The 23,274-nt window shown below is 41.7% G+C and carries 25 protein-coding genes; 2 read left to right on the top strand and 23 right to left on the bottom strand.

Features of this window, described 5'->3' with window-relative positions; genetic code table 11:
- The 13 genes from ACE1TI_RS02140 to smc all read right to left on the bottom strand — a co-directional run bounded on the left by ACE1TI_RS02140 (nucleotide 1) and on the right by smc (nucleotide 11,985).
- Complete coding sequence (locus ACE1TI_RS02140) at nucleotides 1-774, bottom strand: ribonuclease HII (RefSeq protein ID WP_375005921.1); 774 nt, start codon at nucleotides 772-774, stop codon at nucleotides 1-3.
- Nucleotides 775-830: 56 nt separating this feature from the next.
- Nucleotides 831-1,703, bottom strand: a complete 873-nt coding sequence (gene ylqF, locus ACE1TI_RS02135; protein ID WP_375005920.1) for a ribosome biogenesis GTPase YlqF — start codon at nucleotides 1,701-1,703, stop codon at nucleotides 831-833.
- Between the two features lie 15 nt (nucleotides 1,704-1,718).
- Complete coding sequence (lepB, locus tag ACE1TI_RS02130; RefSeq protein ID WP_375005919.1) at nucleotides 1,719-2,273, bottom strand: signal peptidase I; 555 nt, start codon at nucleotides 2,271-2,273, stop codon at nucleotides 1,719-1,721.
- A 262-nt stretch (nucleotides 2,274-2,535) separates the two neighbouring features.
- Nucleotides 2,536-2,880 (bottom strand): 50S ribosomal protein L19, encoded by a 345-nt coding sequence (rplS, locus tag ACE1TI_RS02125; RefSeq protein ID WP_375005918.1) that lies wholly within the window; start codon nucleotides 2,878-2,880, stop codon nucleotides 2,536-2,538.
- 118 nt (nucleotides 2,881-2,998) lie between these two features.
- Nucleotides 2,999-3,736 carry a tRNA (guanosine(37)-N1)-methyltransferase TrmD gene (trmD, locus tag ACE1TI_RS02120; protein ID WP_375006037.1) on the bottom strand — a complete coding sequence of 246 codons (738 nt, stop codon included), beginning with the start codon at nucleotides 3,734-3,736 and terminating at the stop codon, nucleotides 2,999-3,001.
- Nucleotides 3,736-4,257 (bottom strand): ribosome maturation factor RimM, encoded by a 522-nt coding sequence (rimM, locus tag ACE1TI_RS02115; protein ID WP_375006036.1) that lies wholly within the window; start codon nucleotides 4,255-4,257, stop codon nucleotides 3,736-3,738. The genes trmD and rimM overlap by 1 nt, the downstream gene beginning before the upstream one ends.
- Nucleotides 4,241-4,660 (bottom strand): YlqD family protein, encoded by a 420-nt coding sequence (locus ACE1TI_RS02110; RefSeq protein ID WP_375005917.1) that lies wholly within the window; start codon nucleotides 4,658-4,660, stop codon nucleotides 4,241-4,243. The genes rimM and ACE1TI_RS02110 overlap by 17 nt, the downstream gene beginning before the upstream one ends.
- Before the next feature lie 207 nt (nucleotides 4,661-4,867).
- Nucleotides 4,868-5,098, bottom strand: coding sequence for a KH domain-containing protein (locus tag ACE1TI_RS02105; RefSeq protein ID WP_375005916.1), 231 nt, complete (start codon nucleotides 5,096-5,098; stop codon nucleotides 4,868-4,870).
- Between the two features lie 56 nt (nucleotides 5,099-5,154).
- Nucleotides 5,155-5,427: a 30S ribosomal protein S16 gene (rpsP, locus tag ACE1TI_RS02100; protein ID WP_375005915.1), complete on the bottom strand. Its 273-nt coding sequence runs from the start codon at nucleotides 5,425-5,427 to the stop codon at nucleotides 5,155-5,157.
- A 99-nt stretch (nucleotides 5,428-5,526) separates the two neighbouring features.
- Nucleotides 5,527-6,873 carry a signal recognition particle protein gene (ffh, locus tag ACE1TI_RS02095; RefSeq protein WP_375005914.1) on the bottom strand — a complete coding sequence of 449 codons (1,347 nt, stop codon included), beginning with the start codon at nucleotides 6,871-6,873 and terminating at the stop codon, nucleotides 5,527-5,529.
- On the bottom strand, nucleotides 6,873-7,220 hold the full coding sequence (locus tag ACE1TI_RS02090) for a putative DNA-binding protein (RefSeq protein WP_375006035.1): 348 nt from the start codon (nucleotides 7,218-7,220) through the stop codon (nucleotides 6,873-6,875). The genes ffh and ACE1TI_RS02090 overlap by 1 nt, the downstream gene beginning before the upstream one ends.
- Nucleotides 7,221-7,313: 93 nt before the next feature.
- Nucleotides 7,314-8,339, bottom strand: a complete 1,026-nt coding sequence (gene ftsY, locus ACE1TI_RS02085) for a signal recognition particle-docking protein FtsY (protein WP_375005913.1) — start codon at nucleotides 8,337-8,339, stop codon at nucleotides 7,314-7,316.
- A 73-nt stretch (nucleotides 8,340-8,412) separates the two neighbouring features.
- A complete protein-coding gene (gene smc / locus ACE1TI_RS02080) occupies nucleotides 8,413-11,985 on the bottom strand; it encodes a chromosome segregation protein SMC (protein WP_375005912.1) in 3,573 nt (1,190 codons plus the stop codon).
- Between the two features lie 201 nt (nucleotides 11,986-12,186).
- Between smc and ACE1TI_RS02075 the strand changes: the two genes are divergently transcribed.
- Nucleotides 12,187-12,411 carry a DUF1128 domain-containing protein gene (locus tag ACE1TI_RS02075; RefSeq protein ID WP_375005911.1) on the top strand — a complete coding sequence of 75 codons (225 nt, stop codon included), beginning with the start codon at nucleotides 12,187-12,189 and terminating at the stop codon, nucleotides 12,409-12,411.
- 79 nt (nucleotides 12,412-12,490) lie between these two features.
- Here ACE1TI_RS02075 and rnc read toward each other — a convergent pair whose 3' ends face one another.
- The 10 genes from rnc to ACE1TI_RS02025 all read right to left on the bottom strand — a co-directional run bounded on the left by rnc (nucleotide 12,491) and on the right by ACE1TI_RS02025 (nucleotide 22,739).
- Nucleotides 12,491-13,294 carry a ribonuclease III gene (rnc, locus tag ACE1TI_RS02070; protein ID WP_375005910.1) on the bottom strand — a complete coding sequence of 268 codons (804 nt, stop codon included), beginning with the start codon at nucleotides 13,292-13,294 and terminating at the stop codon, nucleotides 12,491-12,493.
- Between the two features lie 218 nt (nucleotides 13,295-13,512).
- Nucleotides 13,513-13,746, bottom strand: coding sequence for an acyl carrier protein (gene acpP / locus ACE1TI_RS02065; protein WP_375005909.1), 234 nt, complete (start codon nucleotides 13,744-13,746; stop codon nucleotides 13,513-13,515).
- A 111-nt stretch (nucleotides 13,747-13,857) separates the two neighbouring features.
- A complete protein-coding gene (gene fabG, locus ACE1TI_RS02060; protein WP_375005908.1) occupies nucleotides 13,858-14,601 on the bottom strand; it encodes a 3-oxoacyl-[acyl-carrier-protein] reductase in 744 nt (247 codons plus the stop codon).
- Nucleotides 14,602-15,552: an ACP S-malonyltransferase gene (gene fabD / locus ACE1TI_RS02055; protein WP_375005907.1), complete on the bottom strand. Its 951-nt coding sequence runs from the start codon at nucleotides 15,550-15,552 to the stop codon at nucleotides 14,602-14,604. It lies immediately after the preceding gene.
- A gap of 2 nt (nucleotides 15,553-15,554) precedes the next feature.
- Nucleotides 15,555-16,544, bottom strand: coding sequence for a phosphate acyltransferase PlsX (plsX, locus tag ACE1TI_RS02050; RefSeq protein ID WP_375005906.1), 990 nt, complete (start codon nucleotides 16,542-16,544; stop codon nucleotides 15,555-15,557).
- Between the two features lie 281 nt (nucleotides 16,545-16,825).
- Nucleotides 16,826-17,380, bottom strand: coding sequence for a transcription factor FapR (gene fapR / locus ACE1TI_RS02045; RefSeq protein WP_375005905.1), 555 nt, complete (start codon nucleotides 17,378-17,380; stop codon nucleotides 16,826-16,828).
- Between the two features lie 83 nt (nucleotides 17,381-17,463).
- Nucleotides 17,464-19,509: an ATP-dependent DNA helicase RecG gene (recG, locus tag ACE1TI_RS02040; RefSeq protein WP_375005904.1), complete on the bottom strand. Its 2,046-nt coding sequence runs from the start codon at nucleotides 19,507-19,509 to the stop codon at nucleotides 17,464-17,466.
- A 176-nt stretch (nucleotides 19,510-19,685) separates the two neighbouring features.
- A complete protein-coding gene (locus ACE1TI_RS02035; RefSeq protein ID WP_375005903.1) occupies nucleotides 19,686-20,552 on the bottom strand; it encodes a DegV family protein in 867 nt (288 codons plus the stop codon).
- A gap of 84 nt (nucleotides 20,553-20,636) precedes the next feature.
- On the bottom strand, nucleotides 20,637-22,355 hold the full coding sequence (locus ACE1TI_RS02030; RefSeq protein WP_375005902.1) for a DAK2 domain-containing protein: 1,719 nt from the start codon (nucleotides 22,353-22,355) through the stop codon (nucleotides 20,637-20,639).
- 21 nt (nucleotides 22,356-22,376) lie between these two features.
- Nucleotides 22,377-22,739 carry an Asp23/Gls24 family envelope stress response protein gene (locus ACE1TI_RS02025; RefSeq protein WP_375005901.1) on the bottom strand — a complete coding sequence of 121 codons (363 nt, stop codon included), beginning with the start codon at nucleotides 22,737-22,739 and terminating at the stop codon, nucleotides 22,377-22,379.
- A 210-nt stretch (nucleotides 22,740-22,949) separates the two neighbouring features.
- Here ACE1TI_RS02025 and rpmB point away from each other — a divergent pair, with 210 nt between their 5' ends.
- Nucleotides 22,950-23,138, top strand: a complete 189-nt coding sequence (rpmB, locus tag ACE1TI_RS02020) for a 50S ribosomal protein L28 (RefSeq protein ID WP_125558762.1) — start codon at nucleotides 22,950-22,952, stop codon at nucleotides 23,136-23,138.
- Nucleotides 23,139-23,274: the final 136 nt, after the last annotated feature.

Below are 23,274 nucleotides of genomic sequence, written 5' to 3'. Positions count from 1 at the left end.
TTAAATTAGGCAAGCTTTTACTGGTGAAAAACTTTTACGGTGTTCCGGGGTAGGTCCGTATGTACGAAGAGCTTCCAGGTGGCCTTTCGTTCCATACCCCATATGTTTATCAAATCCGTAGGCCGGATAAACGCCAGCCATTTTTTTCATATAACGGTCTCTTTCAACCTTTGCGAGTACAGAGGCAGCTGCAATGGAAGCACTTTTGGCATCTCCTTTAGTCAGAGACAGCTGTTTCATGGGAAGCGGCAGGGACATGGCATCTACAAATAAAGCATCCGCTTTAATACTTAACCCAGCAACTGCTAGTTTCATTGCTTCTTTGGATGCTTGATAAATATTGATGCTGTCTATTTTCTCTGCTGGAATATGGACAACATGAAAAGCAAGGGCCTGTTCTTTTAAAAGTTGATAATAATATTCTCTTTTTTCTTCACTTAGCTTTTTTGAGTCTGTCAAGCCAGGGAAAACCGCATTGTCTGGCAGTATAGCTGCTCCTGCTGTAACTGGTCCGGCAAGCGGGCCCCTTCCTACTTCATCCACGCCTGCAATATACTGATATCCCGACGACTGCCATTCTTTTTCGTAACGAAGAAGGGTCATATATTCTTCTTCTAATTGCTTTTTGTAAGCGAGCTTTTTTTCATACTGAGTTATAAGCTTCTGAACACCCTTGCGTTCATCTTTTTTCAGCTCTTCGCGCTGCCAATCTTCCATAGCACCGTTTGCTAAGATTTGTTTTATTTCCAGGATGGTGTGCTTCTTTTGTTTCATGTTATCTTCCTCATTAATCATTATCGGTAAGTTTTATTGATGCAATAGTATATTTTTTATTCCGCTTCTATTTTTTCTCTGTCTTCAGGGGTTTCGAGCGTAATTTTCCCGAGCTTTTCATTGCGCAGATCTCTTAAAATAATTTCCGCTGCTTTTTCATAGTCCACGTAGCCGCCTGCTTGCAAACATCCTCTTTTTCTGCCTATTTCATCAAACAGTTCTACACCGTCTTCTGGTAATGGTTCTTCCAGATTATAACGGGCTTTTAATGCTTCAGGGTATCTTTCTTTTAATATGTTGAGTACAAACAAAGCAATGTCTTCAAAATCAAGCAGTTCATCTTTGATAGCTCCAGTTGCTGCGAGCCGGTAGCCAATAAGCTGATCTTCGAATTTTGGCCAAAGAATGCCCGGTGTATCTAACAGTTCCATATCGCGGCCGACTTTCAACCATTGCTGTGCTTTCGTTACGCCTGGTTTATCACCGGTCTTTGCACTTTTTTTGCCTAAAAGCCGATTAATAACAGTTGATTTCCCCACGTTTGGAATACCTACAATCATTGCTCGTATGGCGCGCGGCCGTATCCCTTTTCTCGCCATTTTTTCAAAAATGGGAGCGGTTAGTTTTTTTGACTTTTCAATGATTGGTTTAGCTCCTTGATTTTTTAAAGCATTAATAGAAAGAGCTTCTATGTCTTCTTTTTGAAAGGTTTGAAGCCATTCGTTTGTCATGGAAGAATCAGCCATATCGCTTTTTGTCAGCACTAATAAACGCGGTTTTTCCTGAAGGATAGAATCAAGCATAGGATTTCGCGAAGAATAAGGAATTCTTGCATCCGCAAGTTCGATCACCATGTCTACTTTTTTTAATTGTTCGGTTACTTCACGTTTCGCTTTTGCCATATGTCCTGGGTACCATTGTATACTCATTTGCGCACATCCTTTCTAATTACGCAGCCAATTGAGGTGTGAGAAGGGCCAGAAAGTTAATTCCGCTTCTCCAACGATGTCTTCCATCGATACCAGGCCGATGCTTCTGGAATCAAAGCTGTGCTTTCGGTTATCTCCTAGAACAAATACGTGTCCTTCTGGAATAGTTTTCACCCCTGCAGCGTCTCTTAAGCTGAAATCAGCTGTTATCGGTTCTCCATTATTAGCTTCTTTTAATGTTTGCAAGTGTGGCTCAGCAATTTTTTGATCATTTACATACAATGAATCATTGTCATAATAAAGCGTATCTCCTGGGACCCCGATGACTCGTTTTATATAGTCTTTCTCTTCTGAGGCATGAAATACTACCACGTCAAAACGCTCCGGGTCCGAAAACCAATAACTGGATTTGTTAATGATCATTCGGTCGTTATCTGCTAAAGTTGGAACCATGGACTCTCCATCTACAATGATGGGAGCGATTAAGAAAGTACGAGCGATAATAGCTACGGTTACTGTAAAAAATAACAAACGTATCCATTCTTTCCAGCTTTCTTGCTTTATGTACATATGTATCTCCTCTTAGGGTTGTTCAACGATACCTATTATTATATCATGAATCATTTCCTTTAAGAGTCTCTTCCTGATGGTTTTTCTTTCTCTCTACTGCTTATGTTTCTGCTGCTCACCAGCTGCCTAAAAAGCATGAAAAACTCGAACAGCCTCCAAGTCAATTGATGACGATAACCAATTATCAATGAATCTATAGTTATCGGTGTAAAAAAAGACTGTAACGGCTGGTGGGCCGCCACAGTCTTTCTTGTTTTTGTTACTATCGAATTTCTTTGATGCGGGCTGCTTTTCCGCGCAGGTTGCGAAGATAGTATAGCTTCGCTTGACGGACTTTTCCACGACGCTTCAATTCGATCTTGTCGATACGCGGGGAATGTACAGGGAATGTACGCTCCACACCAATGCCGTAAGATACCTTACGAACCGTGAATGTTTCGCTTATTCCGCCTCCGCGACGCTTAATAACGACACCTTCAAACACCTGAATACGTTCACGGGAACCTTCCACAACTTTTACGTGAACACGTACAGTGTCTCCAGCACGAAATTCTGGAAGATCTGTTTTAAGCTGCTCTTTTGTAATTTCGCGAATAAGGTCTTGCATCGTATTCGCCTCCTTCTCTCCAAATGCTCTTGCCCAGTTGATCATGGCAGCGGAACATCGTAGTAACGGCTTTCGCCACAACGTAAATAATAGCATACGCACGCATTGTAATCAATGTCTAGTTACTACTTTTCCATGTTTCCATCAACTTTTTTTCTTCATCTGTCCATTCCCTGTCTTCTAAAAGATCTGGCCGTCTTTCGTACGTACGTTTTAAAGATTGCTTTTTTCTCCATTTGTCAATATTGCCGTGATGTCCGGACAATAAAACATCAGGAACCTTCCAGCCTTTGAAATCAGCTGGCCTCGTGTAATGAGGGTGTTCTAGTAATCCATTAGAAAAAGAATCTTTCTTTGCCGATTCATCATTTCCCAGCACACCTGGCAACAGCCTCGTGATGCTGTCTGCCATGACCATCGCTCCCAGCTCTCCGCCAGTGAGTACAAAATCTCCGATCGAATACTCATCCGTCACTAAATGCTCTCGGATCCTCTCATCGTATCCTTCATAATGGCCGCAAATATAAATCAGATGTTCTTCAGACGCAAGTTTTTCTGCTTCCGTTTGGGTAAATGGTTTTCCTTGCGGGCAAAGCAATATAACACGCGGATTCGTTTCTTCTGTCTGTTTTTTCACAAAGTCAGCAGCGTCAAAAATAGGCTGGGGGGTAAGAACCATTCCTGCTCCGCCGCCGTATGGATAATCATCTACTTTGCCGTGCTTGTTTGAAGAAAAATCGCGAATGTTATGCACATGGTAGGAAACCGCCTCTCTCTCAGCAGCTTGTTTTAAAATAGAGGAACCAAGCACCCCTGGGAACATATCCGGAAAAAGAGTTAAAAAATCCATTCTCATCATGGAAGCAGCCCCTCTATCACATGAACGATAATCTTTTTATTATCTTTATCCACACTTTTTACAACGTCTTCAATATATGGAATCATAATATCTTTTTTCCCTTTGTTTGGCTTAACGACCCACACATCGTTTGCCCCCGGAGATATAATTTCCCGAACTTCTCCGAGTAATTCGCCGTCCTCGGAGTATACCTGACAGCCAATGATTTCGTGGTAATAAAATTCTCCTTCCTCAAGTTCGAGCAGGTCTTCTTCAGGAACTTGAATCAAGCCGCCTTTCCATCTTTCTACTTCGTCGAGTGTAGAATATTCCTCAAACGTTAATAAAACAAATTGTTTATGGGTGCGAACATTTTTTACGGTAACTTTTTCTTTATCTTGCTGCCTTTCGTGAGAAAGATAAAGCTCTTTTCCGAGAGCGAAGCGTTCCTCTTCAAAATCAGTGATCGGAAGAACCTTGATTTCTCCTCTGACACCATGTGTATTAACAATTTTTCCTACGTTAAACCATTCCATTATTATCATCCGCCTCATTGTTTCTAATGGAAACTATTTTGCCGTCTTCTACTATGATTTCCTGTTCGGCTAAAGGCCAGTCATCTCCTGTTTCTATTTCTTCTATGGCATCTACATGCCCGGATGTAATTTCCGAAAAAAGCGGAAGCTGTTCAAGCTGAGAACGCTGAAAGATTACTCTGTTGATTTTTTCTCTTCTTTTTTCTACTTCTTTTTCAAATCTACCTTTAATCTCCGTTTTCCGCCTTGACGTTTCCTCTGCTCTCCACTGTTTTTGCATTTGAAACCGAAGCTGTTCGATTTCTTTTTCTAAACGATGCACATCTTCGTTAAACTCCTCTGTCATTTTTTCTTTTAATGACTCTGTTAAGACATGCTTTACCGTAACTTTTTTAATTATTCGCATGATCCACCTCATTTAAGGTCATCCATACTATGTCTCCGTTTTTTTAACAAAGGCAACTGTAATGCTCAGATTAAATGTTAAAAGTGTTAGTAAAAGCCGTCAAGTACTTGCAGGGAAAGCAGCTTCTGTCTTACAGTGTTTACCTCTCACATTTTTCTAACAGTGCAAAAAAGGCAAGGATGGAATCCTCACCTTTTCTGTCTGCTATTATTCTACAATATCAAGGCGAACACGCTTTTTTTGATGAGAAGCGGATGCATACAAAACAGAACGTATCGCATTAGCGATTCTGCCTTGTTTTCCAATCACTTTTCCCATATCACTCTCATGGACAGACAACGTTAAGACGAGGGTGTTTTCCTGCTGACGTTCTTCTACATCAACACTGTCTGGATAATCCACGAGCGCGCGGGCCATCGTTTCAACAAGCTCTCTCATAGCTCTCCCCCGCCTCCTTTAAAGTAATGAGCACTCTTTTTAGCAGGTTGGTGCGATTACTTTTCGTTTTTAGCGTTGTGAAGCTTTTCCATAAGACCTTCTCTAGAGAAAAGGTTGCGCACGGTATCAGATGGCTTAGCACCATCGAGCATCCACTTCACTGCTTTTTCATCGTTGATGTTTACTTCCGCAGGCTCTCTCAGCGGATTATACGTTCCGATTTCTTCGATGAAACGTCCGTCACGCGGCGCGCGGGAGTCAGCTACCACCACACGATAAAAAGGTTTTTTCTTTGATCCCATACGTTTAAGTCTAATTTTAACTGCCATTTATAGACACCTCCAAGATTATTTAAAACAATAAATTATTTCACACAATAGCACATTATAATAGGAATTTTATTCCCTGTAAAGGTTTTTTCCTTTTCACTACATAAAAGGTAATTGAAAACCGCCTTTGCCTTTTTTCTTACCTTTTTGCATAGACGTCATCTGCTTCATCATTTTCTTCATGTCTTCAAACTGTTTTAAAAGGCGGTTGACATCCTGAATTGACGTGCCGCTGCCTTTTGCAATACGACGTTTACGACTTGCATTCATCACAGAAGGATTCTGTTTTTCATGCGTTGTCATAGAGCGTACAATCGCCTCCACGCGGCCGATTTGGCTTTCATCAACCTGGATGTTTTTCATTGCCTTTTTGTTTGCACCAGGCATCATTGCCAACAGTTCGTCAAGGGGGCCCATGCTGCGCACTTGTTCAAGCTGTTCGAGAAAGTCATCAAAGGTAAGATCAGCTGAACGAATCTTTTTCTCCAACTCTTTGGCACGCTCTTCGTCTACATTGGTTTGTGCTTTTTCAATGAGAGAAAGAACGTCTCCCATTCCCAGGATTCTAGAAGCCATCCGTTCAGGGTGAAATGGTTCAAGCTGGTCGACTTTTTCTCCCATCCCGGCAAACTTAATGGGCGTGTCGGTTACCGCTTTAACGGATAAAGCTGCACCGCCCCGGGTATCACCATCAAGCTTTGTCAATACCACGCCGGTTAGACCCAGCTGCTCATTGAAACTTTCCGCAACGTTCACAGCATCCTGACCTGTCATTGCATCTACGACTAAAAGAATTTCATCTGGCTTAACAGATTCTTTAATTTCCTGGAGTTCTCCCATTAATTCTTCGTCCACATGCAGGCGGCCGGCTGTATCGATCAGAACATAGTCTTGGTGCTCTTCTTTGGCCTGATTCACTGCACCTGTTGCAATGTCCACAGGATTCACCTGATCTCCAAGTGAAAAAACAGGGATGTCGAGCTGCTTTCCTAACGTGTTCAGCTGATCAATCGCTGCCGGACGATATATATCAGCAGCTGCCATTAACGGCTTGCGATTGTTGTTTTTGCGAAGGTAATTGGCAATCTTCGCTGTCGTGGTTGTTTTCCCTGCACCTTGCAGACCAACCATCATCACCACGGTAGGAGGCTTCTGCGCCTGCGCAATTTTACTTTGTTCACCGCCCATAAGCTTTGTCAGCTCTTCATTCACTACCTTGATAACCTGCTGCCCGGGGGTAAGGCTTTTCATTACTTCCTGGCCGACAGCCCGTTCTTTCACGTCGTTTACGAACTTTTTCACCACTTTAAAGTTAACGTCCGCTTCAAGCAGCGCCAGACGAACTTCACGCATCATCTCTTTGACGTCTGTCTCTGAAACTTTCCCTCTGCCTTTCATTTTGTCAAAGGTTGCCTGGAGTCTTTCTGCCAAACCTTCAAAAGCCATTATTTTGTCCCCTCCTCCTCTAATTTTTCAAGCGCCTCAATCGTTTTCATCAGACCGGGGGAAGGAGAGCTGTCTACTGCATACTTTCTCAACTGCCGGTATCGTTTCATCCGCTCGTTATATTTTCGATAGAGACCTAGTTTTTCTTCATATTCTTCTAACATCGCCTCAGTGCGCTTAATGTTATCATAAACGGCCTGACGGCTTACATCAAAGGTTTCAGATATTTCTCCGAGCGAAAAATCATCAAGAAAGTAAAGCTCCATATACTTCTGTTGTTTTAACGTTAACAAGGGCTGATAAAAATCAAATAAAGCGTTCATGCGTACTGTTTTTTCGAGCATGATCGTTCACCCTCTTAATGTTAAGTCAAATCCCTTTACAAACAAGGATGATACTAAAATTATGACTATCTGTCAAGAAAATATCTTTACGCGCTATCAAATTTCACGAGTATTTTCCATTTCTTCTTCCGTTTCTTCGCCTGTTTCCTCTTCCACCAGCTCTTTAAAAAGACCATACACAAACTGTTCTGCATCAAATGGCTGCAGATCATCCATGCCTTCCCCTAAGCCTACTAGTTTTACAGGTATATCCAATTCATTTCTAATCGCTAGTACAATGCCGCCTTTCGCTGTTCCATCAAGTTTTGTTAACACAATCCCTGAAACTTCAGTAGCTTCACCGAACGTTTTTGCCTGGCTCATAGCATTTTGACCTGTGGTTGCATCAAGGACAAGAAGGACTTCATGAGGGGCATCCGGTATTTCACGGGATATAACTCTTTTTACTTTTTCAAGTTCTTTCATCAGGTTTACTTTATTTTGAAGTCTTCCTGCCGTATCACATAAAAGCACATCTGCTTTTTTGGCGCGGGCTGACTGGATAGCGTCATACATGACTGCAGCTGGGTCAGACCCGGCCTGCTGTTTGATAACATCGACTCCTACGCGCTCTCCCCATACTTCAAGCTGTTCAATCGCACCAGCACGGAAAGTATCTCCTGCTGCCATTACTACTGTTTTCCCTTCTTCTTTAAAGGAATGAGCCATTTTCCCGATTGTCGTTGTTTTTCCGACACCATTTACGCCGACAAAAAGAATCACGGTCATTTGATCGTCCTGCATGTTAAGATCTGCATCTTCTCCACTTTTATCCAGTTTTTCCTCCAGTTTTTCACTAATAACAGGCGCGATCTCTTTGGATTCTTTAATGTTGCGGAGTTTAGCTTCCTCTTTTAATTCATCAATCAGCTCCATGACAGTTGAAACACCGACATCTGCCCCTATTAAAATCTCCTCCAGCTCCTCAAAAAACTCTTCGTCGACCGTCCGGTATTGAGCAAATAATTCGTTCATACGGCCGACAAAGGAGTCTCTTGTTTTTGTCAGCCCTTCCTTAAACTTTTCTGTTACTGTTTCTGTCTGCTCCGTAAATTTTTCTTTTAGCTTTTTAAAAAAACCCATGATTAATATGTGTACTCCTTTCTTTTCTCCCTGGAAATTTAGATTTTTCGTTTACAGACTGTTCTTTCTATTATTAATTGGCTGTTTCTATAAGTTCCGACGTTTCTTCCAGCTTGACAGAAACCATCTTGGAAACACCTGACTCTTCCATCGTAATACCGTATAATACGTCTGCTTCTTCCATTGTAGCTTTTCTATGGCTGATCACAATAAATTGCGTTGTTTTACTGAATGTGCGCAGGTATCTTGCAAAGCGTGTAACATTTGCTTCATCCAGGGCTGCTTCTACTTCATCTAACACACAAAACGGTACTGGCTTTACTTTAATGATGGAAAATAATAATGCAATAGCTGTTAGTGCTTTCTCACCTCCTGATAATAAAGAGAGGTGCTGACGTTTTTTCCCTGGTGGTCTTGCTATAATATCTACTCCTGTTTCAAGCAGGTTTTCCGGGTCTGTCAAATGAAGGTCTGCATCTCCTCCGCCAAACAGTTCTGTATACGTTTCCTGAAAATGATGCCGAATCGCAGTAAACGTTTCTGAAAACCGCCGTTTCATTTCTTCATCCATTTCATGAATGACATCACGCAGAGACTGCTGGGCTTGAAGCAAATCACTTCTTTGATCCGTTAAAAACGATACCCGCTCAAACACTCTTTCATATTCATCGATGGCACCAAGGTTGACCGTTCCCAATTCTTCAATGCTCATTTTTATTAATTTAATTTTCTTTTTTGCTTCTGCAGGATCTATAGTGAGAGGGTATTTTTCTTTTGCCCGTTCAAACGTAAGCTCATAGGTTTCCTGCAGGTTGGTCAGCCTTGTATCGAGCTCGACATCAAGCCGGTTTAATTCTACTTGTTTACTGTGATACGTTTTCTGATGTTCATTATGGTCATAAGAAAGCTGTTGAATACCAACCTTTAAACGCTCCGCTTTCTCATATCCTTCCACTCTGTCTCGGCGTAGGGCGGTCATTTCCTCCGTTAATTGTTCTTTCTTTGCTTTCATTTCTTCAATATCTACTTGAAGTTCACCATCCCCGCCATCCAGTGAAGATAACTGTTCTTCTAGAATTTCAATGTCGTTTTGTAGGGTTTCCATTTCATTTTTTTCTTGTTCGTGTAGAGATTCTAACCGTTTTTTCTCCGCTTTATCATGCGTCATCGTTTCTTTGGCAGCTGCAAGTTCCACTTTCCAGGTGGTTTCTTCTTCTTTTAATCGTTCTAGTTTTTGGCCGCGTTCTTTTTCTTCGGTTTCAATATCAGCAATTTTTTGTTCAAGTTGGTTTAATTTTGTTTTGACCAATTCTTTATTTTCTCCAAGTACTTTCTGGCGCTGCTCCAGCTTTCTTTTTTCTTCTTCAAGTGAAGCTGATTCTTTATCAAACAGGGACAGACGGGAATTCGCTCTAGAAAGCTCTGCTTCCGCTTTTGCAAGTTCTTCTTTTGCGTGCTGAAGCTCATCTCTTGCAGCTTCGCCTTCTTGACGGCATGTTTCTAATTGACTTGTAAGCTGGTCACGCTTTTCTTTTATCTTCTTAACGGCAGACTCTAACCCTTCTGTTTTTTCCTGCATGACAGCAAACTTGTTCTTTAATTCCTCAAGCTCCTGCTGTCGTCCAAGAAGCTGTCCTTTTTGCTGCTTCGCAGCTCCTCCGCTCATTGAGCCGCCTGGGTTCACCACATCACCGTCAAGTGTAACAATACGGACTTTATAACCTGAAAGCCTGGCCATATAATTGGCTGCCTCTAATGTCTCAGCGAACACTACCTGCCCGAGCAGGTTTTCTGCAATATGCTGATAAGAGTCTTGTATTTTCACTGCTTCAGAGCCAATCGTTATAAATCCTTCTGCCGCCTCTAGTTTTTGTTTCATAGAAGAAGAAAGATGTCTTCCGCGGACCACATCAGCAGGCAAAAAGGTTGCTCTTCCCTTTTGCTGGCTTTTTAGAAATTGGATTGCTTGTCTGGCATCCTTTTCTGTTTGCGTTACTACGTGCTGCAGAGCTCCTCCAAGTGCCGTCTCTACCGCCGTTACATACTTTTTTGGAACCTCTATTAATTCCGCTACAGCACCGACAATGCCGCTTAAATTCATACTTCTAGCTTTCAATACTTCTTTAACACCTTGAAAGAATCCAGAATAATCTGCTTCCATCTCTTCTAGTACGTTAATGCGCGACTTGGTCTGATCTAAATAACGATAAGCTTCATACAATTTCTTCTCTTTTTTGTCTGCTTCTTCTGCGTGGGCATTCCATTCCTTTTGCAGCTGTTTAAACGAGTTTTTCGTGTTTTCATATTTTTCTTGAGCGAGCCTTGTATGCTCCTGCCATTCTGCCATGTTTTTTTCAGCCTGCTGTCTTTCTTTCACATATATTTCGTTATCTTTATGAAGGGAGCCGGACTTATTATTCAATTGGGCTTGTTGATCAGAGACGTGCCGTTCTTCATTTCTAATAGCTGCCTGCTCGTTTAAACGCTCAATATATTCACTTTTTAACGACTCAATTTCCGATTCTTTACTATGTTTAAACTGCTTCCATTCCTTTTGATTACTTTTCAGTTTTTCTTCTAACTCTTTTACTCTGCTAATGCTGTGCTGCAATTTGCTTCGCTGGTATTCAAGCTCTTCACTTGTTTGTTTATGCTTATATTTTGTTTCCTGTAAACGGTTTTCCCATTCTTCTTTTTTCTCACCGGCATTTTTTCCTCTTTCTTCTAAAAGACGGCGGTGTCCTTCTTCTTTTTCAAGCCGTTCACTAGTGTCTATAAGCTTATCCTGTAATATGTTAATAGACTCATCAAGTTTTTCAGCTTCATCCTGTACAGTTTTTAATGTTTCTTCATCCTTATGCAGCTTGTTTTCAAGATTTTGTTTCTTCTCTTCAATGTGTTCTAATTCACTTTGAAGCGATGTCCATTTTTTATGCTTATCTTCTATTTCCCACACGGTAAGAGCAATTTCTTTTTCTTCCAGTTCTTCTTTTTTATTAAGATAATCTTTCGCAATCGAAGCCTGTATTTTTAAGGGTTCTACTTGCCCTTCGAGTTCATGGAGAATATCTTCTACACGGTTGAGGTTATCCTGTGTTTCCGTTAATTTTTTTTCAGCCTGCTGTTTACGCTGCTTATATTTCACCACACCAGCCGCTTCTTCAAAAATGGCGCGGCGGTCTTCGGGTTTGCTTGAAAGCACTTCTTCCACCCGGCCTTGTCCTATAATGGAAAAAGCTTCTTTTCCCATACCGGAATCCATAAATAACTCTACGATATCTTTTCTCCGGCATGGCTGCTGATTAAGTAAGTACTCACTTTCACCAGAGCGATATAATTTACGTGTTACGCTGACTTCGCTATAGCCAAGTTTTATCTCATCATCTTCATTATCTAACACAAGTGTTACTTCTGCCTGGTTTAAGGAGCGGCGTGTATCACTACCTGCAAAAATAACATCTTCCATTTTCGAGCCTCTGAGCGATCGTGCCGACTGCTCCCCGAGAACCCAGCGGATGCCGTCTGAAATATTGCTTTTCCCGCTTCCATTCGGTCCGACAACTGCATTGACTCCCGGAACAAACTCTATATTCATTTCTTCTGCAAATGATTTAAAACCTTTTATTTCTAATCGTTTGAGGAACAATTCTGTATCCTCCTCTGTTTTCTTTCTACTCGTTTCTGTGATCCTTCAATGCTTATTGTAAAGATGGCTACACTATTTTACCATAACTATTAATCTCGAAGAAGGCTGTATTCAAAGGACTTAATGTCTATTTGCGCTTTTTCATCAAAACCCCTAAAATGAAAACATGGAAAAGCAGATGAAAAGGTGGGGAAAAATCGTATGAATTTAGAAGAACCAACACAGGAAAACTTGAGCTTTATGGTTGAAGAAATCACCCAGAAATTGCAAATAGTGAACGTAGCTGCCATGAAAAGTGAGAGTTTTGACATGAAAAATTATGAGGATATTAAAGATATTTATGAAATGGTTGAAAGTAAAGACAACTTCAGCGTAAGTGAAATGGACGCTATCGTCTCAGAGCTTGGCAAGCTGAAAAAGGCTTAAGGAAAAGTAATGCAGAAAACCACGCTGACTCCTTTGAGTTTCGCGTGGTTTTTGATTTGAAAAGAAGGCTGGTATGCGTTTAATCCTCTTTATCTTTGATTGGCCCAGAAGGTTCTAGCTTAGATAATGCCTGCTGGGCAGCATGCTGTTCTGCTTCTTTTTTAGATCGTCCTCGTCCTTCTCCGAGAATTTTTTCATTTAAATATACAGCAGATACAAATTCCCGGCTGTGCGCCGGTCCTATTTCGTCTTTTATTTCATAGAGAATAGTTCCCAGATTATCTCTTTGAATGTGCTCTTGCAGCTGGCTTTTGAAATCCATCATATGCGAAAAAGCACCGTTATCAATCTTTGGATACACCGTTTGGTTCAAAAAGGTATATACCCGTTCAAGTCCTTGATCAAGATATAAAGCCCCAACAAAAGCTTCAAATACATCTGCCAATAAGGCCGGACGATTTCTCCCGCCTGTCATCTCTTCTCCTTTGCCAAGAAAAACAAGTTCTCCAAAACTCAGCTCTTCGGCAAGGTTGGCCAGAGAAGCTTCACATACTATCGCTGCACGGAGCTTTGTCATATCTCCTTCACTCATTGTTGCAAAGCGTTTAAATAGATGCTGTGACACAGCCAACTCCAGGACAGCGTCCCCAAGAAACTCCAGGCGCTCATTATCATGAACGGATCGAATACGATGCTCATTCACATAGGATGAATGGGTAAATGCTTGAATGAGAAGCTTTTCGTCTTCGAAGGATAAACCAAGCTTTTCAAGCATATTGGTAAGCTTTTGACGATGTTCTTCAGTAAGCACTAACTTTTTTCTAGCTTTGCGGCTGCGAGAAGACGAATATTTTTTTGAAGATCTTTGTGATGAGTGTGCCATAGCAGGTCCTCCGTTTGTTCTACCAGAATCATAATAATAAAAGGTGAGGATACCGTATTTTCTTATGAAGAAAATTCATTCCATCCATTTGATGCTCTCTAACGTTGTTAGAATAACCCGGCTTGCCGCCGTAGACTTACTTAACAATGCAAAGAAAAGAGACCGCTCAAAGGAGAAAAAGTTATCAGCCTTTTTACGGCCTCATACAGCTTCATCTATTATTGCTGTGCTTCTATGTAATTGACAACATCAGCAACAGTAGAAATCTTTTCTGCTTCTTCATCAGAAATTTCGAGGTCGAACTCGTCTTCTAGTTCCATTACGAGTTCCACCACATCTAAAGAATCGGCGCCAAGGTCATCTTTAAAAGTAGCTTCTTTTGTTACTTCAGCTTCCTCTACTCCAAGACGGTCAGCGACAATTTTTTTCACGCGGTCGAGTGTATCCGCCATATCATTCACCTCCTTTAAAGGATTCAACATTCCTGCCTACTTGCCATTATAGAAGAAGTATCCTTCATTTGCCAGTTGAAGTGCAAGAAGGTTCACTTTCCAAAAAACATTTTACGGCATGGCCATGCCGCCGTCTACATGTAATGTTTGTCCTGTTATATATTTTGCGTCTTCTGATGCAAGAAAACGAACCGTTTTCGCCACATCTTCAGGTTCTCCAAGTGTTCCAAGCGGTATTTGCTGCAGCAAAGTTTCCTTGGAATCTTCTTGAAGCTCCTCTGTCATATCTGTTGCTATAAAACCTGGAGCCACTGCGTTTACTTGAATGCTGCGGGGAGCAAATTCTCTTGCCAATGATTTTGTAAGGCCGATAACGCCGGCTTTAGCTGCTGTGTAATTTGCTTGCCCTGCGTTCCCAAGAACTCCTACGACGGAAGCAATATTTATAATTTTACCCCCGCGCTGCTTCATCATCGGGCGGGCAGCTGCTTTCGCACATTGAAAGACACCTTTTAAGTTCGTATCGATCACGGCATCCCAATCTTCTTCTTTTAAACGCATAACAATGTTATCCCGGGTGATACCAGCGTTGTTCACAAGAATATCTATGCTTCCAAAGACGTTCGTTACTTCTTTTATCATTGCTTTAACGTCCTCTTCTTTGGAGACGTCTGCTTGGATAGAAAATGCTTCGACCCCTTGATCTTTACAAGCTGCCACCACTTCTTCTGCTTTTTGAGCGCTGCCGGCATAGTTAACTGCTACATTTGCTCCACTTGCTGCAAGTTCGAGGGCAATAGCTCTCCCGATGCCGCGCGACGCACCAGTAACAAGTGCTGATTTACCTTTTAACAATTATGATTCCTCCTTCTTTATTTTTTCTAGTGCTTTTTCCATGGATTCTATATCTTGAACAGCATAGACATTCACACCTCTGCGCTGCACCCGGCGGACAAGGCCGCTCAGAACATTTCCCGGCCCTGCTTCTACAAAGGTGGTTACATCGAGCTCTAGGAGGCGCCGGATGGTGTCTTCCCAATAGACCGGGGAAGTTACCTGGTCCACAAGCTGCTGTTTTAAGACTTCTGGATCAGTTTCTTCCTTCGCGTTTACATTAGCTACTACCGGCACTTCGGCTTGGTGAAAAGCCACGGGAGATAAAACACTTTCTAATTTATCCTGAGCCGGCTGCATCAGCTTGGAATGAAAAGGCCCGCTTACCTGCAGAGGGATCACTCTTTTAGCACCTTTTTCTTTTGCAAGTTCACCGGCTTTCTCTACTCCTTCTTTTGCACCGGAAATAACAATCTGGCCGGGAGCATTTAAGTTGGCCAGCTGCACTACATCTCCGCTTTCAGAGACGCTGTCCGTTATGGCCTGAAGCTCTTCTCTTTCTACTCCCATTACAGCAGCCATTGCACCAACACCGGAAGGGACTGCTTCTTCCATAAATAATCCGCGCTGCCGCACGAGTTTTACCGCATCAGAAAAAGGAATCACTCCAGCTGCCACAAGTGCTGCATATTCCCCTAAACTGTGCCCCGCAGTATAATCTGGTTTCAGTCCATTTTCTTTTAACATTTCAAATAGAGCTGTGCTCACTGTCAGTAAGGACGGCTGCGCATTTTCCGTACGCTTTAATTGTTCATCCGGGCCATTCAGCATAAGGCCCGACAAAGGGTGTCCTAATGTGTCATCTACCGAGTCTATTCTTTGTTTCGCACCTGGATTGTTTTCGTATATGTCTTTTCCCATACCAGCATGCTGTGAGCCCTGGCCTGGAAAAAGAAACGCTATTTTTGCCATAACTATTCCTCCTGTTTCTCAGCTTCCTTACTAATTACATCTGTTACGTTTTCATTTACCATTTGTCTGGCCTGCCGTATAGCATGAAATACAGCCGTATGATCCGAGGAGCCGTGTGCTTTAATTACTGGCGCTTTCAGGCCGAATAACCCAGCTCCACCATAATGAGAATAACTCATTTTCTCTTTAATATTTTTGAAACTAGAGCGTAAAAGACCAGCTGCCAGTTTATTCGAGAAACTTGAAGTCATTTCCTGCTTTAATAATGTAAACAATGTCCCTGCTGTGCCTTCAATGGATTTCAAAACCAAATTACCAGAAAAACCATCACATACCGCAACATCACACACACCATTTAAAAGGTCCCTTGCTTCTACGTTTCCAACAAAATGCAGGGGAGCCTCAGACAGCAGATCAAATGCCTCCTTTGTGAGCTCATTACCTTTACCTTCTTCTGTACCTACGTTTACCAGTCCTACTCGTGGATGACTTACTTTTTTTACCATTTCCATATAGGTGGATCCCATGTAGGCGTTTTGAAGTAAATGAGACGGCTTTGCGTCAACGTTGGCACCTACATCAAGAAGTAAAAAGCCTTCTCCGTCCACGGTTGGAAGCATCGGAGCAAGTGCTGGTCTTTCAATTCCACCTATACGTCCAACATGGAGCAGCCCTGCCGTCATCAATGCTCCTGTATTTCCTGAAGATATACATGCATCTGCACGTCCTTCCCTCACTTCACGAACGGTAAGCACCATCGAAGCGTTGCGTTTTCTTCGAACAGCTTTTGTTGGTGTGTCGTCATCTTCAATCATTTCCTCTGTATGTAAAACAGAAATACCTTTTGATTTCGTTAAATGTTTTGCTATTTCCGATTCATTTCCTACTAAGAGAATTTCTAAATCCTTAAAGGAGCGAACTGCAGCCATAGCTCCAGCAACCTGGGCTTTTGGAGCGTGATCTCCACCCATTGCATCAATTACAATTTTCATGAATGTCTTCTCCTTTTTTACACTGTTAAAAAGTATAGAATTTTTACGGTGAACAGTATAAGTAAAACTACGGCTTTAAACGTCAGGACGTACTAATGCCGCCGTTACCACAAGACGTGGCGATTTCACACTATCTAATGGAAATATCAATCAGAAAATAGTATAAGTGCAACTACGCCTCTGCTATTACCTTTCAGGCATGTCAATCAACGAGTTTTCTTCAGCCGGTTTCTTTTAAAAGGCGATAAGCCGTGTTTTTCTAAAAAATGAACAATATGTTTTTATCTATTAGATCGATACATAACAAATTCACCATGAAACACGGTTTCGCGGTTCACCCGGCTAGTTACTTCGACGACGGTTTTGCTCTTGCCAGGCTCGGTCACATTAGCTTTAGCAACCACTCTTTCCCCGGCTTTTACCTGTCTGCTGAAATGCACGGATGCCTTTGTGGTGAGCGCTAATTCATCGTTTATGATCGCTACAGCCAATGAATTGGCCTGAGCAAATAAATAGTGGCCACGAGCAATGCCGGTACGTGAAAACACATGCTCTTGTCCAATATCTAAAATAGAAATGGCTTCTTCATCTAATCTTAAATCAACAATTTCACCAATCACTTCTTCTAAAGGAAGAGCTTTTACTTCATCGAGATGCTCTCTTGCTACGTGTTTAATACGCTCACGCAGCTCCGGAATCGATAATTCGAGCCGGTCCAACCGGATTGTTTGCACACTTACACCAAATGTTTCAGCCAAAGATTCGTCTGTTATAAAAGGATCCGCTTCTATTTTTTCTTTTAATAATTGTTGTCTTTCCTTTTTATTTCTTTTCACGCCTCCGCCACCATCCGCTTCTATGACTAGGTACTAAAAGTAGTATATAATCCTGTTTTTTTAATTTCAAGGGATTCACTTTCCTAATCTAGTTTTTGACCGCTTAATACACCGCTTTGTTTTAAATAATTCCGCAGATATTGAAACTCTTCTGCAGTCCAAAAATCCTTGCTTTTTATTAAGCTGGCTGCATCCTGCCGTGCTGTTTCTAATGCTCTGTAGTCATGGACAACATCAGCTATTTTAAAGTCAGGAAGACCGCTTTGTTTACTGCCGAAAAAATCACCCGGTCCTCTTAACTCCAGGTCTTTTTCGGATAAAGCAAAACCATCCTCTGTTTCCTGCATAATTTGCATTCGTTCTTTCCCTGTTTCTCCTTTTGGGTCAGCGAGTAAAATACAATAGGACTGATGCGCCCCCCGTCCCACTCTTCCTCTTAACTGATGAAGCTGTGAAAGTCCGAAACGGTCTGCATCATAAATAAGCATCACCGTGGCATTAGGAACATTAACTCCCACTTCTACAACAGTCGTAGAAACAAGAATGTGAATCTTACATTCGGAGAAAGCCTCCATAATCTGGTCTTTTTCTTCGGCACTGAGTCTGCCGTGCATTAACCCTACATGTTTGTCTGTGAAATATTGCTGCAGCTGAGCATGTACATCGATCGCATTTTGTACATCGAGTTTTTCTGACTCTTCAATCAGCGGACAAATAACATACGCCTGCCTGCCCTGGTTTATTTCCTTATGAATGAATCTTAATACTCTTTCAAGCATTTGATGTTTCACCCAATAGGTCTCAATGGGCTTTCGTCCAGCCGGCAGCTCATCAATGATGGATACATCCATATCACCGAAAACGGTTATTGCAAGAGTTCGAGGAATCGGAGTGGCTGTCATAAACAATACATCCGGTTCGTAGCCTTTATCCCGCAGAACTCGTCTTTGCTCCACTCCAAACCGGTGCTGCTCATCCGTAATCACTAAACCTAAATTATGAAACGTAACATCCTCTTGAATAAGGGCGTGTGTGCCAACAACAATATGGGAGTCGCCGCTCTCCACAGCAGCGTTTACTTCCTTTCTTGCCTTCCCTTTAGTAGACCCGGTTAAAAGAGAAATCACTACACCCGTATCTTTAAACAGTTCTTTCATGCCCTGGTAATGCTGTTCGGCCAAAATTTCTGTTGGTACCATTAACGCGGATTGAGCTTTCGCTAAGTAAGCTGCATACATTGTAATAGAAGCAACAACTGTTTTTCCTGAACCGACATCTCCCTGCAGCAGCCGGTTCATTTTTAAAGGATCTTTCATATCTTTCATTATTTCATTGACTACGCGTTTTTGAGCATGTGTTAAAGAAAACGGCAGTTCTTTTATAAACGCTGATATTTTTTCTTCATCAAACTGATGAATGCATCCTTTTGACGAAAGTCTTTCCTGCCTTTTAAATGCCTGCATTTTCAATTGAAAAAGTAGAAGTTCTTCATAGACGAGCCTGCGCCTTGCATGCTTCAATTGTTCTTTGTTCGCTGGGCGGTGAATGGCTTTGTAGGATTCTTTTCGTGAAGGAAGCTTATAAGTATTTAAAAATGAAGAAGGCAGGCTCTCTTCAATGTGTTCTCCATATGCGGCAAGAGCAGACGTAATAAAACGGCGCAGTTGTTTTACAGTCACATTTCCTCCTGTAGAATAAACCGGTTCCAGCTGCTTCGTTGGATCAGGTGCTCCTTGTTTAAAGTCCTGCACAGTGATCGTTAGTTTGTATTTGTCCCATTTTCCAGAGATCGTTACCGTGTCCCCTCTTTTTATTCTATTTTTTAAAAAAGCTCGATTAAAAAATACAGCGGTGACAAGGATATTTTCGACCATGAGACGTACGGTCATTCTTGATTTCTTTCTTCCGTAAAATCTGACGGCAGGCTCGGTTTGAATGACTCCTGATATAGTGACACGGTCGTCATGGCGCAGCTGATCGATCGGAAGGACTTCATGGTTTTCATATCGATAAGGAAAATGCTGAAACAAATCTGCAATCGTAAATAAGCCGATCTGGTTAAGTTCTTTTTCTTTTTCTTCACCGATTCCTATTAACACAGACACCGGCTGATTTAGTGATCCATTCATTTTCTATCAGGGGAAATCCCGCCAGATTTTGTTTCCCGCCCTTTCTTTTGTTCTTTTTCTTTCTGGTAAACAGACATTTTTTGATATTTCATTAGAAACCTCCTAACACTTTTCATCTACGGTTTAACGAAATAAGGGACTGACCTGGTTCTGTTTTTTCCAGGGCAGTCCCATCCTTAATCTGCCGGAGTTACTGAGATGGCCACCGTTCCGCGGCCGGTATGCGCACCAATAACAGCTCCAATTTTAGACATCGCAGTGGATTGCGTATTTAATACTTCTTCTGCCATTTGAAGCAGTTCTTCTCCGCTTTCTTTAGATTCAGCATGAGAAACGCCGATGTGAACCGGCTGATTTCGATACTGATTTTTAAGTGCTTCCTGAATAACAGCTAATGCTTTTTTTCTTCCTCTAGCTTTGTGATACGCATAAACTTGTCCGTCTTCCGTTAAGCTGAGCACCGGTTTCATTTTTAAAAGGGAACCAATTAAAGCAGATGCTTTTCCAATTCGACCGTTTTTTTGCAAATATTCAAGGGTATCAACCAGGAAATAAACATTCGTATGTTTAAGCAGCAATTCAAGCTTTGCTTTACATTCAGATAAACTTGCTCCTTCTTGCGCCAATTTGGCTATTTCTACAACAACGATGCCGATTGCATAAGAAGCACGTTTTGAGTCAATCACTTCTACGTTAATTTGGTCATTTACCTCTTCTGCAGCGAGTGTTGCTGACTGGACAGTGCCGCTTAATTCAGACGATAAATGAATCGAAAGTATAGTTGTGAAGTTATCCTCATTTTGTTCAGCTATACGCCGATACACGGTTTCAAATTCATACGGCGTAGGCTGGGAAGTGGAAGGAAGGTCGTCTGCTTCTTCTAGTTTTTTATAAAATGATTCAGGAGATAAATTTACTCCGTCCTGAAATGTTTCGTTCCCCATAACTACTTTTAATGGTATCACCGAAATATTATATTTTTTAACCAATTCTAACGGAATATCCGCCGTACTGTCTGTTACGATTTTAACGCGTGCCACCATGAATTCCCCTTCCTAGGTGCACAAGCTGACTGTGCGAATTGATCGCTCCTGCTTTCTGTTTCCGCCATGCCTTTATTTCCCTGATTATTCTACAGAAATAATATAGGAATATAAAGGCTGTCCGCCGTCATGCACTTCCACCTCAACATCTTTAAACGTGCTTTCAATATAAGAAACTATGTTCTCTTCTATTTTTTCATCTGCGTCTTCTCCGCGTATTAATGTCACAATCTCTGAATCGTCGTCGATCATTTTTTCAAGAAGATCTTTTGTCACTTTTTCGAAATCAGCTCCAGATGACACTATTTCCTTTTCGGCAATTGACATATAATCTCCTTCTTTAATTTCAAGGCCATCAATCACTGTATCCCGTACCGCATATGTGACTTGTCCTGTTTTAACCTCTTTTCGAGCTGCTTCCATCGCTTCATTGTTCTCTTCTGCACCGGCTTCTTCATTGAAAGCAATAAGTGCGCTTAATCCTTGAGGTACTGATTTAGTCGGGATTACCTTTACGTGAGAACCAACGACATCAGCTGCCTGCTCTGCAGCCATAACAATGTTTCCGTTATTTGGAAGAACAAATATGTGTTCGGCCTGCACATTACGGATAGCTTTCACGATGTCTTCTGTGCTGGGATTCATCGTTTGTCCGCCTGCAATGACTTCATTTACTCCAAGGCCTTTAAACAATGCTTCGATGCCTTTTCCCATCGATACCGTTACAAAACCGTAAACATCCGGCGCACTTTCTTTATCGCCTTCAGCGCTGTTGGACGGAGGAACAACTTTCTTTTCATCTGTATCATGATGTTCAGCACTGCCTGCAAGCGCCTGGTGCTGTTCTCTCATATTATCAATTTTCACATGAACAAGGCTGCCATAAATCTGGGCTTTTGATAGCACTTCACCCGGGTATTCAGCGTGGATATGTATTTTAACTAAATCATCATCGCTTACAACTAAAAGAGAGTCACCTAGCTGCGATAAATCATTTTTAAAAGCGTTTTCTTCAAATGGGTGCTCCTGCAGCTTATCTTCTTCAAATTTCACCATTACTTCTGTACAATAGCCAAACTCTATATCCTCAGTTGCCAGATGAGATTGAGCGTTTTGATGGTGCTCTACTTTAACAAGATCATCTAAAGAAGGAGTGTTAGATGCAGTATCTTTTTCCGATGTTTTTCCTTCGAGGGCATTTAGCATGCCTTGATAAATATACAGGAGCCCTTGTCCGCCGGAATCCACTACTCCCACTTCTTTTAAAACAGAAAGAAGCTCTGGAGTTTTTTCTAATGAAGCATCGGCTTTTTCCACCACAGATTTCATCCACTCTGCAGGGCTTTGGCTTCCCGCCTGTTCCGGGTCAAGCACCGATGCATCTTTTGCTACGGTTAAAATCGTACCCTCTACAGGCTTCATGACAGCTTTATACGCGGTTGTTACCCCTTCTTCCAGAGCTTTTTCCAAATCTGCAGTAGTTAGCTCGGCCTTTTTCTCGACAGCTTTTGAAAAACCTCTGAAAAGCTGAGAAAGAATAACACCAGAATTCCCTCGTGCTCCCATTAAAAGGCCTTTAGAGAAAGATTTCGCTATTTCGCCAGCATGATTGCTTGTGTTCGAATGTACTTCTTTTATTCCAGACTGGATGGTCAAATTCATATTGGTGCCTGTATCTCCATCCGGCACCGGAAATACGTTTAATGCATCTACTGTTTTTACATTTTTTCCAAGAACAGCCGCACCTTCTTCAAACATTAAAGCAAGCTGCCTTCCTTCTATTTTTGCTTCATTCACTGCCATTTTCCTCCTAACTTCCTCTTCCTACGACTGTGTGACCCGTACACCCTGTACGTATACGTTTACAGAATCGACGGTTAAACCAAGCATTTGCTGAAGCTGGTATTTTACTTTACTTTGTACGTTATAAGCTACTTCAGATATTTTTGTGCCGTAGCTGACAATAATGTACATATCTATATGAATGCCTTCATCCAATTCACGAATGACGACTCCCCGAGAAAAATTATCCCGGCCTAACATTTCGGATAATCCGTCTTTTATTTGTTTTTGGGAAGCCATGCCGACAATTCCGTAGCAATCAACGGCTGCACCTCCAGCAATAGTAGCTACCACTTCTTTAGAAACATCAATTGAGCCAAGTTGTGAATTCATTTCAATGGTCATGATTAAGCCTCCCTTTACCGTTTCCTTCAATGAGCTAAGATTATTTTACTATACTCCCTGTTTTTTTGAAAGGTGGGGTAAAAATATTAAAGACAGACGTTTTGGACTGTTATTGTAACCAACCTATGATTGCAATGGTATGGGTACTATGCTAAAATATTCAAGTATGCTTTGATATAGAATGATGGAATGTATAAGGAGGTGCATGTCATGGCACGTAAATGCTACGTGACAGGCAAGGGACCGAAGTCCGGTCACAACCGATCTCACGCAAACAATGCTACAAAGCGCCGCTGGGGAGCTAATGTTCAAAAAGTACGTATTATGGTTGACGGAAAACCAAAGCGTGTTTACGTTTCTGCCCGCGCTCTTAAATCAGGCAAAGTTCAGCGCGTGTAATAAAAAGCGTTTAAATGTAAATGAAATGCAAGAATAACCCCGGAACTCTTCCTATTATTGGTGGAAAGGTTCCGGGGTTATTCATAGTTTAAAAACAAAAAGCAACATCCATCTGTATACTTATTTTGTTTACATA

The sequence above is a fragment of the Alteribacillus sp. JSM 102045 genome (assembly GCF_041949975.1).
In the GTDB taxonomy this organism is placed as follows: Bacteria; Bacillota; Bacilli; order Bacillales; family Marinococcaceae; genus Alteribacillus.
This window is presented reverse-complemented; position numbering and strand designations above follow the sequence as displayed.

Coding starts and splice junctions, on each gene's coding strand:
- ffh (WP_375005914.1), bottom strand. CDS start 6,873: ATGGCTTTTGAAGGTTTGGCAGAAAGACTCCAGGCAACCTTTGACAAA.
- ACE1TI_RS02030 (WP_375005902.1), bottom strand. CDS start 22,355: ATGGCAGTGAATGAAGCAAAAATAGAAGGAAGGCAGCTTGCTTTAATG.
- rpsP (WP_375005915.1), bottom strand. CDS start 5,427: ATGGCAGTTAAAATTAGACTTAAACGTATGGGATCAAAGAAAAAACCT.
- recG (WP_375005904.1), bottom strand. CDS start 19,509: ATGAATGGATCACTAAATCAGCCGGTGTCTGTGTTAATAGGAATCGGT.
- ACE1TI_RS02075 (WP_375005911.1), top strand. CDS start 12,187: ATGAATTTAGAAGAACCAACACAGGAAAACTTGAGCTTTATGGTTGAA.
- ylqF (WP_375005920.1), bottom strand. CDS start 1,703: ATGAGTATACAATGGTACCCAGGACATATGGCAAAAGCGAAACGTGAA.
- ftsY (WP_375005913.1), bottom strand. CDS start 8,339: ATGGGTTTTTTTAAAAAGCTAAAAGAAAAATTTACGGAGCAGACAGAA.
- ACE1TI_RS02035 (WP_375005903.1), bottom strand. CDS start 20,552: ATGGTGGCACGCGTTAAAATCGTAACAGACAGTACGGCGGATATTCCG.
- ACE1TI_RS02025 (WP_375005901.1), bottom strand. CDS start 22,739: ATGACCATTGAAATGAATTCACAACTTGGCTCAATTGATGTTTCTAAA.
- rplS (WP_375005918.1), bottom strand. CDS start 2,880: ATGCAAGACCTTATTCGCGAAATTACAAAAGAGCAGCTTAAAACAGAT.
- ACE1TI_RS02105 (WP_375005916.1), bottom strand. CDS start 5,098: ATGAGAGAGCTTGTTGAAACGATGGCCCGCGCGCTCGTGGATTATCCA.
- ACE1TI_RS02140 (WP_375005921.1), bottom strand. CDS start 774: ATGAAACAAAAGAAGCACACCATCCTGGAAATAAAACAAATCTTAGCA.
- trmD (WP_375006037.1), bottom strand. CDS start 3,736: ATGAGAATGGATTTTTTAACTCTTTTTCCGGATATGTTCCCAGGGGTG.
- ACE1TI_RS02110 (WP_375005917.1), bottom strand. CDS start 4,660: ATGCGAATAATTAAAAAAGTTACGGTAAAGCATGTCTTAACAGAGTCA.
- acpP (WP_375005909.1), bottom strand. CDS start 13,746: ATGGCGGATACACTCGACCGCGTGAAAAAAATTGTCGCTGACCGTCTT.
- lepB (WP_375005919.1), bottom strand. CDS start 2,273: ATGTACATAAAGCAAGAAAGCTGGAAAGAATGGATACGTTTGTTATTT.
- fabD (WP_375005907.1), bottom strand. CDS start 15,552: ATGGCAAAAATAGCGTTTCTTTTTCCAGGCCAGGGCTCACAGCATGCT.
- plsX (WP_375005906.1), bottom strand. CDS start 16,544: ATGAAAATTGTAATTGATGCAATGGGTGGAGATCACGCTCCAAAAGCC.
- rnc (WP_375005910.1), bottom strand. CDS start 13,294: ATGGCACACTCATCACAAAGATCTTCAAAAAAATATTCGTCTTCTCGC.
- rpmB (WP_125558762.1), top strand. CDS start 22,950: ATGGCACGTAAATGCTACGTGACAGGCAAGGGACCGAAGTCCGGTCAC.